The 14,711-nt window shown below is 75.9% G+C and carries 16 protein-coding genes; 10 read left to right on the top strand and 6 right to left on the bottom strand.

Annotated features, from left to right (window positions below; genetic code table 11):
- The 3 genes from ACI798_RS22895 to ACI798_RS22885 all read left to right on the top strand — a co-directional run.
- Positions 1-1,467: aldehyde dehydrogenase family protein (locus ACI798_RS22895; RefSeq protein WP_457049036.1), on the top strand; the 1,467-nt coding region annotated here is incomplete at its 5' end.
- Positions 1,464-3,077 (top strand): GMC family oxidoreductase, encoded by a 1,614-nt coding sequence (locus tag ACI798_RS22890; RefSeq protein WP_457049035.1) that lies wholly within the window; start codon positions 1,464-1,466, stop codon positions 3,075-3,077. The genes ACI798_RS22895 and ACI798_RS22890, both read left to right, overlap by 4 nt.
- A 134-nt stretch (positions 3,078-3,211) precedes the next feature.
- Complete coding sequence (locus ACI798_RS22885) at positions 3,212-3,556, top strand: nuclear transport factor 2 family protein (RefSeq protein ID WP_456943520.1); 345 nt, start codon at positions 3,212-3,214, stop codon at positions 3,554-3,556.
- 66 nt (positions 3,557-3,622) lie between these two features.
- Here ACI798_RS22885 and ACI798_RS22880 read toward each other — a convergent pair whose 3' ends face one another.
- From ACI798_RS22880 to ACI798_RS22870, 3 genes are all read right to left on the bottom strand, one after another.
- Positions 3,623-3,961, bottom strand: coding sequence for an endonuclease domain-containing protein (locus ACI798_RS22880; RefSeq protein ID WP_457049034.1), 339 nt, complete (start codon positions 3,959-3,961; stop codon positions 3,623-3,625).
- 119 nt (positions 3,962-4,080) lie between these two features.
- On the bottom strand, positions 4,081-4,497 hold the full coding sequence (locus ACI798_RS22875) for a hypothetical protein (protein ID WP_456943519.1): 417 nt from the start codon (positions 4,495-4,497) through the stop codon (positions 4,081-4,083).
- A gap of 115 nt (positions 4,498-4,612) precedes the next feature.
- Positions 4,613-5,935 carry an MFS transporter gene (locus ACI798_RS22870; RefSeq protein ID WP_456943518.1) on the bottom strand — a complete coding sequence of 441 codons (1,323 nt, stop codon included), beginning with the start codon at positions 5,933-5,935 and terminating at the stop codon, positions 4,613-4,615.
- 97 nt (positions 5,936-6,032) lie between these two features.
- On the opposite strand from ACI798_RS22870, the gene ACI798_RS22865 reads away from it, so the two are divergent.
- The 3 genes from ACI798_RS22865 (at position 6,033) to ACI798_RS22855 (ending at position 9,465) form a co-directional block, all read left to right on the top strand.
- A complete protein-coding gene (locus ACI798_RS22865; protein WP_457049033.1) occupies positions 6,033-7,040 on the top strand; it encodes a GlxA family transcriptional regulator in 1,008 nt (335 codons plus the stop codon).
- A gap of 249 nt (positions 7,041-7,289) precedes the next feature.
- A complete protein-coding gene (locus ACI798_RS22860; protein ID WP_457049032.1) occupies positions 7,290-8,870 on the top strand; it encodes a DEAD/DEAH box helicase in 1,581 nt (526 codons plus the stop codon).
- Positions 8,871-8,943: 73 nt separating this feature from the next.
- Positions 8,944-9,465: a hypothetical protein gene (locus tag ACI798_RS22855; protein WP_456943515.1), complete on the top strand. Its 522-nt coding sequence runs from the start codon at positions 8,944-8,946 to the stop codon at positions 9,463-9,465.
- A gap of 4 nt (positions 9,466-9,469) precedes the next feature.
- On the opposite strand, the gene ACI798_RS22850 is transcribed toward ACI798_RS22855, so the two are convergent.
- Positions 9,470-10,009: a helix-turn-helix domain-containing protein gene (locus ACI798_RS22850; RefSeq protein ID WP_457049031.1), complete on the bottom strand. Its 540-nt coding sequence runs from the start codon at positions 10,007-10,009 to the stop codon at positions 9,470-9,472.
- Between the two features lie 64 nt (positions 10,010-10,073).
- Between ACI798_RS22850 and ACI798_RS22845 the strand changes: the two genes are divergently transcribed.
- The 4 genes from ACI798_RS22845 to ACI798_RS22830 all read left to right on the top strand — a co-directional run bounded on the left by ACI798_RS22845 (position 10,074) and on the right by ACI798_RS22830 (position 12,401).
- Positions 10,074-10,412, top strand: a complete 339-nt coding sequence (locus ACI798_RS22845; RefSeq protein WP_456943513.1) for a hypothetical protein — start codon at positions 10,074-10,076, stop codon at positions 10,410-10,412.
- Positions 10,409-11,341 carry an alpha/beta hydrolase family protein gene (locus ACI798_RS22840; RefSeq protein WP_456943512.1) on the top strand — a complete coding sequence of 311 codons (933 nt, stop codon included), beginning with the start codon at positions 10,409-10,411 and terminating at the stop codon, positions 11,339-11,341. Before ACI798_RS22845 ends, ACI798_RS22840 begins: the two co-directional genes overlap by 4 nt.
- 107 nt (positions 11,342-11,448) lie before the next feature.
- Positions 11,449-11,985 carry a plastocyanin/azurin family copper-binding protein gene (locus ACI798_RS22835; RefSeq protein WP_456943511.1) on the top strand — a complete coding sequence of 179 codons (537 nt, stop codon included), beginning with the start codon at positions 11,449-11,451 and terminating at the stop codon, positions 11,983-11,985.
- The gene (locus ACI798_RS22830; RefSeq protein WP_457049030.1) at positions 11,982-12,401 is read left to right on the top strand and encodes a hypothetical protein; all 420 of its coding nucleotides are present in this window, start codon (positions 11,982-11,984) and stop codon (positions 12,399-12,401) included. Before ACI798_RS22835 ends, ACI798_RS22830 begins: the two co-directional genes overlap by 4 nt.
- Positions 12,402-12,446: 45 nt before the next feature.
- On the opposite strand, the gene ACI798_RS22825 is transcribed toward ACI798_RS22830, so the two are convergent.
- The gene (locus tag ACI798_RS22825) at positions 12,447-13,454 is read right to left on the bottom strand and encodes a sugar phosphate isomerase/epimerase family protein (protein WP_456943509.1); all 1,008 of its coding nucleotides are present in this window, start codon (positions 13,452-13,454) and stop codon (positions 12,447-12,449) included.
- A gap of 19 nt (positions 13,455-13,473) precedes the next feature.
- Positions 13,474-14,655 (bottom strand): Gfo/Idh/MocA family protein, encoded by a 1,182-nt coding sequence (locus ACI798_RS22820; RefSeq protein WP_457049029.1) that lies wholly within the window; start codon positions 14,653-14,655, stop codon positions 13,474-13,476.
- Positions 14,656-14,711 lie beyond the last annotated feature (56 nt).

Here is a 14,711-nt window from a genome sequence, read left to right as displayed (position 1 = left end):
CCCCCCCCCCCCCCCCCCCCCCGCCCCCCCCCCCCCCCCCCCCCCCCCCCCCCCCCCCCCCCCCCCCCCCCCCCCCCCCCCCCCCCCCCCCCCCCCCCCTGGGCCGGGCTCGGGTTCGACGGCCGCCGGCAGCGGCTGGCCGCCTACCGCGGCTACCTGGCCCGGCGCATGCACGAGCTGGCCGACCTGGTGCACCGGGAGAACGGCAAGCCGCACGCCGACGCCCTCCTCGAGATCACCCTCGCGGTCGACCACCTGGCCTGGGCCGGGGCGCACGCGCGGAAGACGCTCGGCCCGCGCCGGGTGCGCGCCGGGATGCTCGCGGCCAACCACGCCGCCCACCTCGAGTACCAGCCGATGGGCGTCGTCGGCGTCATCGGCCCGTGGAACTACCCGGTGTTCACGCCGATGGGCTCGATCGCCTACGCGCTGGCCGCCGGCAACGCCGTCGTCTTCAAGCCCTCGGAGTTCACCCCGGCAGTCGGGGCGTGGCTGGCCGCCGCCTGGCGCGCGGCCGTCCCCGACGTCGCCGACGCCTTCCAGGTCGTCACCGGCTCCGGCGAGACCGGTGCCGCGCTGTGCCGGGCCGGCGTGGACAAGCTGGCCTTCACCGGCTCCGGGCCCACCGGCCGCAAGGTCATGGCCGCCTGCGCCGAGACGCTCACGCCGGTGCTCCTGGAGCTCGGCGGCAAGGACGCGATGATCGTCGACGACGACGCCGACGTGGCCGCCGCCGCCGACGCCGCCGTCTGGGGCGGCATGAGCAACGCCGGGCAGACCTGCATCGGCATCGAGCGGGTCTACGCCACGGAGAAGGTCTACGACGCCTTCGTCGCGGAGGTCACCGAGCGGGTGCGCGCCCTGCGCCCCGGCTCTGACGAGGAGGCCGCGTACGGCCCGATGACCATGGCGGCGCAGACCGACGTCGTGCGGCGGCACCTCGACGACGCGACGTCCTCCGGCGGCCGCGCGGTCGTCGGCGGCACGGGGGACGGCGGGTTCCCCCACGCCGACTACATCGCGCCGACCGTGCTGCTCGACGTGCCCGAGTCCTCGGCCGCGGTCCGCGAGGAGACCTTCGGCCCGACGCTGACCATCACCCGCGTCGCCGACGCCGAGGAGGCGCTGGAGCGCACCAACGCGACGTCGTACGGGCTGGCCGGCGCGGTGTTCTCGCGGTCCACGGCGCGCGCGATGGACCTCGCCCGCCGGATGCGCAGCGGCATGACCAGCGTCAACTCGGTGCTGACCTTCGCCGGGGTGCCCTCCCTCCCCTTCGGCGGCGTCGGCGAGAGCGGCTTCGGCCGGATCCACGGCGAGGACGGGCTCAAGGAGTTCACCCGCGCCAAGGCCATCACGCGGCAGCGCTTCCGGCTGCCGGTGGACCTCATGTCCTTCACCCGCCCGCCGGCCGCGTTCGACGCGGTGGCGCGGGTCGTGGGCATGGTCCACGGGCGGCACCGGTGAGCGACGTGCAGGAGTTCGACGTCGTCGTCGTCGGGGCCGGCTCGGCCGGCTGCGCGCTGGCCGCGCGGCTGACCGAGGACCCGTCGGTGCGGGTGCTGCTGCTGGAGGCCGGCGGGTCCGACGACGTCCTCGAGGTGCAGGTCCCGGCCGCGATGTACAAGGTCTGGCGCACCCGGCGGGACTGGAACTACACGACCGAGCCGCAGCCGGGCCTCGGCGGGCGCGGGCTGTTCTGGCCGCGCGGGAAGCTGCTGGGCGGGTCGTCGTCGATCAACGCGATGATCTACGTCCGCGGCGCGGCGGCCGACTACGACGAGTGGGCCCGGCTGACCGGTGACCCGTCGTGGTCCTACAAGTCGGTGCTGCCGCTGTTCCGGCGGATGGAGGACAACGCGCGCGGCGCCGACCGCTTCCACGGCGTCGGCGGGCCGCTGCGGGTGGAGGACCTGCGCTCGCCGCACCCGTGGACCCGCGCGGTGGTCGAGTCGGCGGTGGCCGCCGGGTACCCCCGCAACGACGACTTCAACGGCGCCGCCCAGGAGGGCGTGGGCCGGTACCAGGTGACGCAGCGGCGGGGCCGCCGCTGGTCGGCCGCCGACGCCTACCTGCGCCCGGCGCTCGGCCGGCCCAACCTGACCGTGCTCACCGGCGCGCTCACCACCCGGGTGCTGGTCTCGGGCGGGCGGGCCACCGGCGTCGAGTACCGGCGCGGCGGGCGGACGCACACCGCGCACGCGGCCGGTGAGGTCGTGCTGTGCGGCGGCGCGGTGAACTCGCCGCAGCTGCTGATGCTGTCGGGCATCGGGCCGGGCGCGCACCTGCGCGAGGTCGGCGTCGACGTCGTCCACGACCTGCCCGGCGTGGGCGGCGGGCTGCAGGACCACCCGCTGGTGCCGGTCATCTGGGACGTGCGGTCGGGGAAGTCGCTGCTCCGGGCGGAGTCGCCGTCGGGGTACGCGCAGTGGTTCGGCGCCCGCCGCGGGCCGCTGTCGTCGAACCTGGCCGAGGCGGGGCTGTTCACCCGCTCGCGGCCGGACCTCGACCAGCCCGACCTGCAGTACCACTTCCTGCCGGTCAAGTTCTGGCGGCAGGCGGAGGTCGACCCCGACGTCGACGCGTTCACCGCGGCCGCCGTCCTGGTGCACGTGCACTCGCGCGGCTCGGTGCGGCTGCGCTCGGCCGACCCGACGTGGGCCCCGGCCATCGACGCCGGCTACCTCACCGACGAGCGGGACCTCGACGCGCTGGTGACCGGCGTGGAGAAGGCCCGGGAGATCGCCTCGGTCGGCCCGCTGGCCTCCGTGCTGGCCGCGGAGTGGTCGCCGGGCGGCACGGTGCGCACGGCCGACGCGCTGCGGGCGAAGGTGCGGGAGACGCTGGAGTCGCTGTACCACCCGGTGTCCTCGTGCCGGATGGGCACCGACGGTGACGCGGTGGTCGACCCGCAGCTGCGGGTGCACGGGCTGGACGGCCTGCGGGTGGTCGACGCCTCGGTGATGCCGACGCTGGTCCGCGGCAACACGAACGCGCCGACGATCATGATCGCCGAGCGCGCCGCCGACCTCATGGCCGGCCGCACCGTCGACCCCGCCCTGGCCGCGCACGCCTGAGCGCATCGCGGGCGTTCCCCGCGCACCGCGGGTCCTGCAGGACCGGCAGAGCGCGAGGAACGCCCGCAGTGCGCAGGGGCCTGTCCTCGTCCGCCCGGCCGGGGCATCCTCGGGCGCCCGACCGAGGAGGAGCCATGGCCCGCACCCCGCACGAGGTCTTCCAGGCGCACGGCGCCGCGCTCGACGCCGGCGACGTCGACGCCGTCGCGGCCGACTACGCCGAGGACGCCCTGCTCATCACCCCCGACGGCGTGGTCCGGGGCAGGGACGGCATCCGCAGCGCCTTCGCCGGCATGCTCAGCGAGATCCCCGGCGCCACCTGGGAGTTCCCCACGCAGCACTTCGTCGACGACGTCCTGTTCCTCGAGTGGAGGGCGGTGTCGGAGAAGGCACGGGCCGAGGGCGTCGACACCTTCGTCTTCGACGGCGGTGCCATCCGGGTGCAGACGATCCGGTTCACCCTCGAGCGCACCGGCTGACCCGCCGGGGGCCTTCGTAGCGGTGATGGCTCCCCCACGTGGCGCCACTCCGGAGCCTCTGTAGCGCTATTGGCGCGGATCCGTGGCCAGCGCAGCTCGGATCCGGACGAGGAGCGCCTCCGAGTCCCGAAGGTCCGCGGCGCTCACCCGGACGACCCGCCAGCCGGCTGCCCTCAGCCGCTCGAGCCGCTCGTCGTCCTTCGGGATCTGGTCGTCCTGGAAGTGGTGGGCGCCCTCGTACTCGACCGCCAGCCGCTCCCCGGGAAACGCGAGATCGACACGGGCGACGAACCGTCCGTGGTGGAGGACCTCGAACTGCGGCACGGGGTCGAGGCCGGCCAGGACCAGGCAGACCCTGAGCCGCGACTCCTGCGGGGACTCCGCCCGTGCATCGACCAGGGGCACGGCGCGACGGACCCGGCTCACGCCCCACCGGCCGGTCCCTGCCCCTGCCAGGGCGAGGAGGTCAGGGACCGTCACGTGCTCAGCGGCGACCATCGCGTCGAGTGCAGCCACCGCCGTGGTCAGCGGCTCCAGGTCATGAGGTCCCACGCCGTCCGCAGCGCCGTCGTCACGGGAACGTCGTCGTGGAGGACGACGTCCGACGGTGGGAGGACGGTGTGGTGGACGGCAGCCACCCGTGGCCCGCGCCAGCGGACCTCCTCCGGGCACACCACGGTCACCTGGTCCCCGGCTCCGGCGAACGGGGCTCCGTACCAGGCAGCGGCGGAGTGCCCGCCGATCGCGGCTCCCGCCGGCAGGAGGAGCGCGACGCCGCGACAGCGCAACCGGTGGTCGAACGGCGGTCCCGGGTCGGTGTACACCCCTTGGGCGAGCCGACGGTAGCTGCGTCGACGCACCTGGGCCCGGGTCAGGAAGCCCTCCGCCATCGCGGCACTGCCGACGAAGACCCCGGGGAGGAGACGTCGAGACGTGGACACCCGGGCAGCGTGGCCGACGCGTGAGGCACCGAGCGGCGTCGTCCACAGGCCCAGGAGCCAACAGCGCTACGAAGGCGCCTCACGGCGACAGCCGATAGCGCTACGAAGGCCCTCGTCAGCCGTGGGTGGTGGCGGCCGAGGCGGTGGTCGGCTCGGACGGCGCGGCGGGCGGCGCCTCCGGCGCAGGGCGGCGGCGGATGGAGATCGACAGCGCCGCGGCCACCAGGCACAGGGCGCCGGCGCCGAACCAGGCGAGGTCGTAGGAGCCGGTCACGTCGCGCACCACGCCGCCGCCGAACGCGGCCACCGCCGATCCCACCTGGTGCGAGGCGAACACCCAGCCGAACACGACCGGCGCCCGCGGGCCGAAGTGCTCGCGGCACAGCGCCAGCGTCGGCGGCACGGTGGCCACCCAGTCCAGGCCGTAGAAGACGATGAACGCGACCATGCTGACGTGCAGGTCCGGCCCGAACAGGGGCGGCAGCAGGAACAGCGAGAACCCGCGCAGCGCGTAGTAGGCCAGCAGCAGCACCCGCGGGTCGGTGCGGTCGGTGAGCCAGCCGGACAGCACGGTCCCGGCGATGTCGAAGATCCCGACGACGGCGAGCAGCGACGCCGCCGTCGTCACCGGCATGCCGTGGTCGTGCGCGGCCGGGATGAAGTGCGGCTGCACCAGCCCGTTGGTCGAGGCGCCGCAGATGAAGAAGCCCGCGGCCAGCAGCCAGAACGGCCGGGTGCGGGCGGCGTCGAGCAGCCCGCGGACGGCGGTGCGCGCGGCACCGGTGCGCACCGGCTCGGCGTCGTCGGCGGCGGTCCCGCCGTAGGGGACGGCGCCGACGTCGCGCGGGCGGTCGCGGAGCAGCCACAGCACCAGCGGGACGACGGCGAGCGCGGCGGCCGTCGTCCCGAGCGAGGCCGCCCGCCAGCCGCCACCGGTCTGCGCGATCGCGGCGACCACGGGCAGGAAGACCAGCTGCCCGGTCGCGCCGCCGGCGGTGAGGATCCCCGAGACCAGCCCGCGCCGGGCGACGAACCAGCGGCCGGTCACCGTGGCCACCAGCGACAGCGCCATCGACCCGGTGCCCAGGCCGACCGCGACGCCCCAGAGCAGCAGCAGCTGCCAGCTCGCCGTCATGAACACGGTCAGGCCGCTGCCCAGCGCGGTGAGCAGCAGCGCGCCGACGACGACGCGGCGGATGCCGAACCGCTCCATGAGCGCCGCCGCGAACGGCGCGGTCAGCCCGTACAGCGCCATGTTCACCGCGACGGCGGCCGAGATGGTCGACACCGACCAGCCGAACTCCTCGCGCAGCGGGTCGATGAGCACCCCGGGCACCGCGCGGAACGCCGCCGCCCCCACGAGCGCCAGGAAGGTCACCGCGGCCACCCACCAGGCGGGGTGCACGCGGGCGGTCCGGCGGGGCGCGGTCGTCGTCACGAGCGGAGAGCATGACCGACGGTCCGCTTCCCGGACCAGTGGCCCGACGGTCAACACCTGCAAGGATCCGGCCATGACCTCAGGCCCGAGTCCGGCGATGACATCGGACCCGGCCCTGCACGAGGTCGTCGTCCTCGCCGTCGACCGCGTCGTCGGCTTCGAGCTCGGGCTCCCCCACCGCCTGCTCGGCCTGGCCGAGGACCGGGACGGGCGGCCCCTGTACCGGGTGCGGGTGGCCACCCTCGACGGGCGGCCGGTGCGCACGGCCGACGGCTTCGCGGTGCTGCCCGAGCACGACGGGTCGGTCCTCGCCGAGGCCGGCACGGTCGTGGTCCCCGGGATCATGGGCGGCCCCGCCGTCGTCGAGGGGCGGATCCCCGACGACCTGCGCGACGCCCTCCGCGAGGCGGCCGGGCGGGCGCGGATGGTGTCGATCTGCACCGGCTCCTCGGCGCTCGCCGCGGCCGGCCTGCTCGACGGCCGGCCGGCCACCACCCACTGGCGCGACGTCGAGCACTTCCGCCGCAACTTCCCCGCCGTCCGGCTCGACCCCGACGTCCTGTTCGTCGACGACGGCGACGTCCTCACCTCGGCCGGCGTGGCCGCGGGCATCGACCTGCTCCTGCACCTGGTGCGGCGCGACCACGGCACCGAGGTGGCCAACCGGGTCGCGCGGCGCAACGTCGTCGCGCCGTGGCGGGAGGGCGGGCAGTCGCAGTTCGTCGACCGGCCGCTGCCCGAGGCCGGCGACGCCGGGACCGCGCCCACCCGCGCCTGGGCGCTCCAGCGCCTGGGCGAGCCGCTGCCCCTCGCCGACCTCGCCGCCCACGCGCGGATGAGCGTGCGCACCTTCACCCGGCGGTTCCGCGAGGAGACCGGGGTGTCGCCGCAGCGGTGGCTCGCCGGGCAGCGGATCGCGCTGGCCCGCCGGCTGCTGGAGTCGACCGACGTCCCCGTCGACCGGGTCGCCGCCGACGCCGGGTTCGGCACGCCGGCGTCGCTGCGCGCCCACCTGCGCGCCGCGATCGGGGTCTCACCCGGCGCCTACCGCCGCACCTTCCGCGGGGCCTCGGTGAGCCATCAGCCCGACGAAGGCGGAGCCTGACGCGGCGGTGTGACACGCGACTCCCCGGGACGACGGCAGGATCGGCCCCCGCGTCTGGTTGAGTGGGGCGTACCGGCGCCGCCCTCGCTCATCCGGAGCTGCAGGACTCGACGTCGGGCTGGTGCAGCGCCACGGAGGCGCGCCCGGCTGTCCGACGTCGCCCACGGCGCGACCCGCCCCGCAGACGGGGCCGGCGTGCGCCCGCGTGCGGTGGCCGAGGACGGCGACCCGAGTACCACCGAGGAACCCATGACCTCCCCGCAGTCCCCCACGCCCACCGGCACGTCCCGGCCCCGCCGCCGTCGCGGCGGCCGCGGCCGCGGCGCCAGCGGCGCCCCCGCTCCCGCCACGACGGCGGCTCCCGCCACGACACCCGCGCCGCCGCAGGAGATCCCGGCCGGCGACGTCGCCACCGTGCTCCCCTCCGACGCCACCTTCGCCGAGCTCGGCGTGCCCGCCCCGCTGGTCGAGGTGCTCACCGCCAGCGGCATCACCGCGCCGTTCCCCATCCAGGTCGCGACGCTGCCGGACTCCCTGGCCGGCCGCGACGTGCTCGGCCGCGGCCGCACCGGCTCCGGCAAGACCATCGCCTTCAGCCTGCCGCTGGTCACCCGCCTGGCCGCCTCGACGACGAAGCGGCAGGCCCGGAAGCCGCGGGCCCTGGTGCTCGTGCCGACCCGCGAGCTGGCCAACCAGGTGATGGCCACCGTCGAGCCGCTGGCCACGGCGCTCGGCCTGCGCGCCACCACCGTCTTCGGCGGCGTCGGGCAGAACCCGCAGGTGCAGGCGCTGGCCGCCGGTGTCGACGTCGTCGTCGCCTGCCCCGGCCGGCTCGAGGACCTCATCGGCCAGGGCCACGCCGACCTGTCCGCCGTCGAGGTGACCGTGCTCGACGAGGCCGACCACATGGCCGACCTCGGCTTCCTGCCCGGCGTCAAGCGGCTGCTGGACCGCACCCCGCAGGGCGGCCAGCGGCTGCTGTTCTCCGCCACGCTGGACAACGGCGTCGACGTCCTGGTCAAGCGCTACCTGTCGCGGCCGGTGACGCACTCGGTGGACCCCGCCGTCGCGCCGGTCGCCACCATGACCCACCACGTGTTCCAGGTCAGCGCCGCCGACAAGGCCGAGGTGGTGCGCCAGCTCGCCTCGGGCCTCGGCCGCAGCGTGCTGTTCACCCGGACCAAGCACCAGGCGAAGAAGCTGGCCAGGCAGCTCACCGCCGCGGGCATCCCCGCCGTCGACCTGCACGGCAACCTCAGCCAGAACGCCCGCGAGCGCAACCTCGAGGCGTTCAGCACCGGCGGCACCCGGGTGCTGTGCGCGACCGACATCGCCGCGCGCGGCATCCACGTCGACGACGTCGCGCTGGTCGTGCACGTGGACCCGCCGGCCGAGCACAAGGCCTACCTGCACCGGTCCGGGCGCACCGCGCGCGCCGGCGCCGGCGGCACCGTCGTCACGATCTCGACGCCCGACCAGGCCGCCGAGGTGCGCACCCTGGCCCGCCAGGCCGGCATCTCGCCGGTCGTGACCCAGGTGCGCCCCGGCGCGGAGCAGGTCACCGCGCTCACCGGCCCGGCCGCGCCGCACGTCGAGCCCGCCCCCACCCCGGCTCCCCAGCCGCAGGGCCAGGGCCAGGGCGGCGGCCGGCGCCGGCGCTCCGGCGGGGGGCCCGCGGCCGCCACGACGACGTCCGCGAAGACGTCCGGGAACCGCGGACAGGCCCGCAGCCCGCAGGGCCCCGCGCGCACGCGCGCGGAGCTCGCCGCCCGGGCCGGCACGCACTCGGCGGCGTCGTTCAGCGGCCGCTCCCGGCGCGGGGGCCGCTGACCCGGGGGTGTCACGCCGGGGACGGTCGGGAAGAGTCGTCCCGACCGTCCCCGACGACCCTGCGAGGTGCCCGATGGCCCTGCCCATCACCCTGTCCGAGATCGGCCCGCGGATCTCGGCCGGCGCGTTCATCCTCAACAGCGGGCTGGGCAAGCGCGGCGCCGACGAGCAGACCGCGGCCGGCCTGCACGGCTTCGCCTCCGGCACGTACCCGTTCCTCAAGGACGTCGAGCCGCGGCAGTTCGTCCAGGCGCTGTCGACGGCGGAGATCGCGGTCGGCGCCGCGCTGCTGACGCCGTTCGTGCCCACGGCGCTGGCCGGCGCCCTGCTCACCGGGTTCGCCGGCGGCCTGCTCGGCCTCTACCTGCGCACACCCGGCATGCGCAAGGAGGGCAGCCTGGCGCCGACCGAGCAGGGGCTGACCGTCGCCAAGGACGTGTGGCTGCTCGGCATCGGCGTCGGCCTGCTCACCCGGGGCACCGTGGACCGCGGGTCCCGCCGGGTGCAGCGGGCCGCGAAGACCCTGGCCCGGGCCAACGCGCGGGTGTCGAAGGCCGAGCGCCGCGCCGAGCGCCGGACCGTCCGCGCCGCCTGAGCCGTCACTCCCCCGGCAGGAACACCGTCCCGACCAGCCGGCGGCGGCGTCCCTCGCGCGGGGCGTTCCCCAGGCGCGCGCGGAGCACGCCGCGCACGTCGTCGAGCAGGCCGGCGAACTCCTCGTCGTCCAGCCACAGGCCGGTCATCCGGTAGCCCACGCCGTCCCGGGCGGGATCCAGCCCGTCCGGGGCGGCGGCACCGGCGTCGACCCAGCGGTCGAAGTCCGCGAGCAGCGCCGCGACGAAGGTGCCGAAGGCGCGGCGGTGCTGCTCGGGCGTCATGCCCGCCGCCTCCTCCGCCCCGACGGAGGCCGCGGCGGTCACCAGCCGGTAGGTGCGCTCGGTGCTGCCCCGCACCCGGCGCTCCCCCACGACCTCCAGCACGCCGGCCTCGGCGAGCACGCCGACGTGCCGGTAGAGCGTGGCCACCGGGACGTCGGGCAGCTCGGTGTGCAGTTCCCCGGTGGTCAGGCTCCGGTCGGCCAGCAGGGCCTGCACGACGCGCAGGCGCACCGGGTGGAGCAGCAGGTCCGCAGACGCCACGCGCTCGACCTCTCTCATGATTGACAACGGTCTCACTGTTGGGAATGATCATGCCATGGCGACCGTGACGACGACATCCCAGACCCTGCGCATCACCCTCACCCCGGCCGAGAAGGTGCTCGGCCTGCTGCGCGACCTCGAGGTCCCCCTGTCCGCGGTGCGCTCGGCCGAGGTCGTCCCCGACGGGCTGGCCGCCGCCCACGGCCTGCGCGCCCCCGGCCTCGGCCTGCCCGGCGTGCGCAAGATCGGCACCTGGCGCCGGCGGGGCGGGAAGGCGTTCGTCAGCGTCCGGCGCGGGACGGCGGTGCGCCTGGAGCTGACCGGTCAGCGCGTCGACACCGTCCTGGTGACCGTCGACGACGCGGCGGCCGTCGTCGCGGCGCTCTCGGGCGCCCCGCGGTGAGCCCGCGCGAGCTGCCGGTGACCGTGCCCGGCAGGCCCCCGCTGGCCGGCACCCTCACCCTCCCCGCCGCGCCCGGCCCCGTCCCCGCGGTGCTGCTGGCCGCGGGCTCCGGCCCGCTGGACCGCGACTCCGACCACCGGCGGGCCCGCTTCGGCGTCACCCGCGAGCTGGCGCACGCGCTCGCCGAGGCCGGCCTCGCGTCCCTGCGGTACGACAAGCGCGGCGTCGGCGGCACCCCCGGCGACTGGCGGCGGGCCGGGCTGCACGACGCCGCGGACGACCTCGCCCGGGCGCGCGACGCCCTGGCCGCCCGGCCCGAGGTGGACCCCGGGCGGATCGTGCTGGCCGGCCACAGCGAGGGCGCGCTGCTCGCCGCGGCGGTCGCGGCCCGCGGCGTCCCGGTGGCCGGGGTGGTCCTGCTCGCGGGCTCCGCGACGCCCGGCGACGAGCTGCTCCGCTGGCAGGCCCGCCGGATCGGGCCGACCCTGCCCGCGCCGGTCCGGGGCGTGCTCCGGCTCCTGCGCACCGACCTGGAGCGGAAGGTGGCCGCCGACCACGAGCGCCTCCGGGCGACGACCACCGACGTCGCCCGGGTCGGCGGGGTGCGGCTCAACGCGCGCTGGCACCGCGAGTTCCTCGACCACGACCCGCGCACCGACCTCGCCCGGCTGACCGTGCCGGTGCTCGCGGTGACCGGGGACAAGGACCTGCAGGTGCCGCCGGCGGACCTGGAGACGATCGCGGCGACGGTCCCCGGTCCGGTGGAGACCCTGCTCGTCCCCGACCTCACGCACACGCTGCGCCGCCAGCCGGGGCCGGCGTCGCTGCGCGCCTACCGCGGTGAGCTGCGCCGACCCGTGGACGCCGAGGTGCTGGCCACCGTGGCGGCGTGGTGCCGACGGGTGGGCGCCGTGACGTCCCCGACCTGAGCGGAGGCGGGAAGGGGTTACGGGGAGTCGGCGCAGCGTTGCAGTATCGCGGGCCTGCGGTGGGGCGTCGCCGGAGGGGCCCCACCGTCGGCTCAGAGGAGGCTCGTGTGTCCCAGCCCACCCGACGTGTCGTACCGCTGGTCGTCGCCCTGGGCGTCGGCCTGCTCAGTGCCTGCTCGGACGACGGCGGCGGCGGTGACCCCGCCGCCGCCGCCACGACCAGCGAGCACGCCGAGGCCGAGCACACGGAGAGCACCCCCTCCTCGAGCGCCCCCCAGGAGAGCGCCGCCGGGAGCAGCACCGCGCCCGGGACCACCGCGCCCGGGACCACAGCGCCCGAGAGCACCGCCGCGCCGGTCGAGGCGCGGACCGTCACCGCGACCGAGGGCGAGATGTACATCGACCTCTCGGAGAGCTCGTTCACCCCGGGCGAGTACACCATCGAGGTGGTCAACGAGGGCAACGCCACCCACGACCTGGTCGTCGAGCGGGACGGGCAGGACGTCGCCGCGAGCGACACCATCGGACCGGGCGAGTCGACCACGCTGACGGTCACCCTCGAGGCGGGCGAGTACGTCTTCTACTGCTCGATCGGCAACCACCGGGCCATGGGCATGGCGACCGACGTGACGGTCTCGGCATGACCGGGCACACCGCGACGCGCTCCTCGCGCAGCGGCGTCGCGATCGGGGTGCTGCGGCTCGTCGGCGCCGCGCTGCTGGCGGCGATCGCCGTCATCCACGCCTACCTGTGGCAGCAGGGCTACAGCGGCATCGACGTCATCGGCCCGGCGTTCCTGGTGCAGACCGCGCTCGGGATCGGCGGCGCGCTGCTCGTGCTCGCCGCGCCGGCGCGCCTGGTGACCTGGGCGGCCCTGCTCGGGGCCGCGTTCGCGGCCGGGTCGCTGGCCGCGCTGCTCGTGTCGACGACAGTGGGGTTGTTCGGCTTCGTCGAGACCACCGAGGCGACCCTGTGGTGGGAGTCCTTCTGGGTGGAGGCCGCCGCCGTCGTCGTGCTCGTCGCGCTGGCCGCCCTCACCCGCCGGCGCGGCGGCCGCTGAGGCCGGCGGTGGACGGGCGGTCCCGCCCGTCCACCGCCGGGTCGCTCAGCCCTGGGACGAGAACGCGGCGTCGAACGCCGCGGCCGGCGGGTCGAACGCCAGCCGGCGGACGAACGCCAGTGCGTCGGGGGCGCCGACGAGTCGGTCCATGCCGGCGTCCTCCCACTCCACCGAGATCGGGCCGTCGTAGCCGATCGTGTTCAGCATGCGGAAGCAGGCCTCCCACGGGACGTCGCCGTGCCCGGTGGAGACGAAGTCCCAGCCGCGCCGCGGGTCGGCCCACGGCAGGTGCGAGCTCAGCCGGCCGTTGCGGCCGTTGCCCACCTGGCGCTTCGCGTCCTTGCAGTCGACGTGGTAGATCCGGTCCTTGAAGTCCCAGATGAAGCTGACCGGGTCGAGGTCCTGCCAGACGAAGTGGCTCGGGTCCCAGTTGAGCCCGAAGGCCTCGCGGTGGCCGATCGCCTCCATGGCGCGGACCGTCGTCCAGTAGTCGTAGGCGATCTCCGACGGGTGCACCTCGTGCGCGAACCGGACGCCGACCTCGTCGAACACGTCGAGGATCGGGTTCCAGCGCGCGGCGAAGTCGGCATAGCCGTCCTCGATCATCGACGCGCTCGCCGGCGGGAACATCGCCACGGCCTTCCAGATCTTCGACCCGGTGAAGCCGACGACGGTCTCCACGCCCAGCTTCGCCGCCGCGCGGGCGGTCAGCTTCATCTCCTCGGCCGCCCGCTGCCGCACACCCTCCGGGTCGCCATCGCCCCACACCCGCGGTTTGACGATGCCGCGGTGCCGCTCGTCGATCGGGTCGTCGCAGACGGCCTGGCCGTCGAGGTGGTTGGAGATGGCCCACACCTTCAGGCCGTACTTGTCGAGGAGGGCGAGCTTCTCCTGGACGTAGGAGTCGTCGTTCGCGGCGCGCTGGACGTCGAGGTGGTCGCCCGAGCAGGCGATCTCCAGGCCGTCGTAGCCCCACTCGGAGGCGAGCCGGGCCACCTCCTCGAACGGCAGGTCGGCCCACTGGCCGGTGAACAGGGTGACGGGACGGGGCATGGCGGGGTGTCCTCTCGGATCAGGCGGGGACGGGGGTCCACACGGAGTCGGCCGCGGCACTGCGCTCGACGGCCTCGAGCACCCGCTGCACCTGCAGGCCGTCGGCGAACGACGGCGTGGGGTCCTCGTCCTTCGAGATGGCGGTGAGCAGGTCGACGACCTGGTGGGTGAAGCCGTGCTCGTAGCCCAGCCCGTGCCCGGCCGGCCACCAGGCCGACACGTAGGGGTGCCCGGGCTCGGTCACGAGGATGCGGCGGAAGCCGGCCACCTCGGCGGGCTCGCTGCCGTCGAAGAACTCCAGGACGTTCATGTCCTCGAAGTCGAAGGCCAGGCTGCCGGCGGAGCCGTTGACCTCGATGCGGATGGCGTTCTTGCGGCCCAGGGCGAACCGGGTCGCCTCGAAGGTGGCCACCGCGCCGCCGGAGAACCGGCCGAGGAACACCGCGGTGTCGTCGACGGTGACCTGGCCGGTGCCCTCCCCCGCGACGCCGGACAGCGACCCGGCCGCGGCGGGCAGCGGGCGCTCCTTGACGAACGTCTCGAGCAGGGCGCTGACGCCGGTGACCGTCTCGCCGGTGATGTACTGCGTGAGGTCGACGATGTGCGCGCCGATGTCGCCGAGCGCCCCGGAGCCGGCCTTGTCCTTCTCCAGCCGCCACGACATCGGCGCCGACGGGTCGGCGATCCAGTCCTGCAGGTACTGCGCGCGCACGTGGCGCACCTGGCCGATCCGGCCCTCGGCGACCAACTGCCGGGCCAGCCCGATCGCCGGCACCCGGCGGTAGGTGAACCCGACCATCGAGCGGACCCCGCGCGCGGCGGCCCGCTCGGCGGCCTCGGTCATGGCCTCGGCCTCGGCGACGGAGTTGGCCAGCGGCTTCTCGCACAGGACGTGCTTGCCGGCCTCCAGCGCCGCGATGGCGATCTCGGCGTGGGTGTCGCCGGGGGTGCAGACGTCGACCAGGCCGACGTCGTCGCGCTCGAGGACCCGCCGCCAGTCGGTCTCCACCGACGCCCAGCCCAGGCGGGCGGCGGCCTCGGTGGCCCGCTCCCGGTCCCGGCCGGCGAGGACGGTGAGCTCGGGACGCAGCGGGAGGTCGAAGAAGTGGGGGGCGGTGCGCCAGGCCTGCGAGTGCACCGCGCCCATGAAGGCGTGTCCGATGAGGCCCACCCCGAGGGTCGGCCGGTCAGGTGAGGTCATGGGGGCTCCCGGAGAGGGGGGGGGGGGGGGGGGGGGGGGGGGGGGGGCGCCCCGCC

Source organism: Geodermatophilus sp. SYSU D01045, from assembly GCF_054050295.1.
The sequence above is the reverse complement of the archived record's forward strand: the minus strand, read 5'-3'. Positions and strand labels throughout refer to the sequence as shown.

Excerpts from the sequence above, each read along its gene's own strand:
- ACI798_RS22885 (WP_456943520.1), top strand. The coding sequence starts at position 3,212 with ATGGCCCGCACCCCGCACGAGGTCTTCCAGGCGCACGGCGCCGCGCTC.
- ACI798_RS22865 (WP_457049033.1), top strand. The coding sequence starts at position 6,033 with ATGACATCGGACCCGGCCCTGCACGAGGTCGTCGTCCTCGCCGTCGAC.
- ACI798_RS22860 (WP_457049032.1), top strand. The coding sequence starts at position 7,290 with ATGACCTCCCCGCAGTCCCCCACGCCCACCGGCACGTCCCGGCCCCGC.
- ACI798_RS22855 (WP_456943515.1), top strand. The coding sequence starts at position 8,944 with ATGGCCCTGCCCATCACCCTGTCCGAGATCGGCCCGCGGATCTCGGCC.
- ACI798_RS22830 (WP_457049030.1), top strand. The coding sequence starts at position 11,982 with ATGACCGGGCACACCGCGACGCGCTCCTCGCGCAGCGGCGTCGCGATC.
- ACI798_RS22825 (WP_456943509.1), bottom strand. The coding sequence starts at position 13,454 with ATGCCCCGTCCCGTCACCCTGTTCACCGGCCAGTGGGCCGACCTGCCG.
- ACI798_RS22820 (WP_457049029.1), bottom strand. The coding sequence starts at position 14,655 with ATGACCTCACCTGACCGGCCGACCCTCGGGGTGGGCCTCATCGGACAC.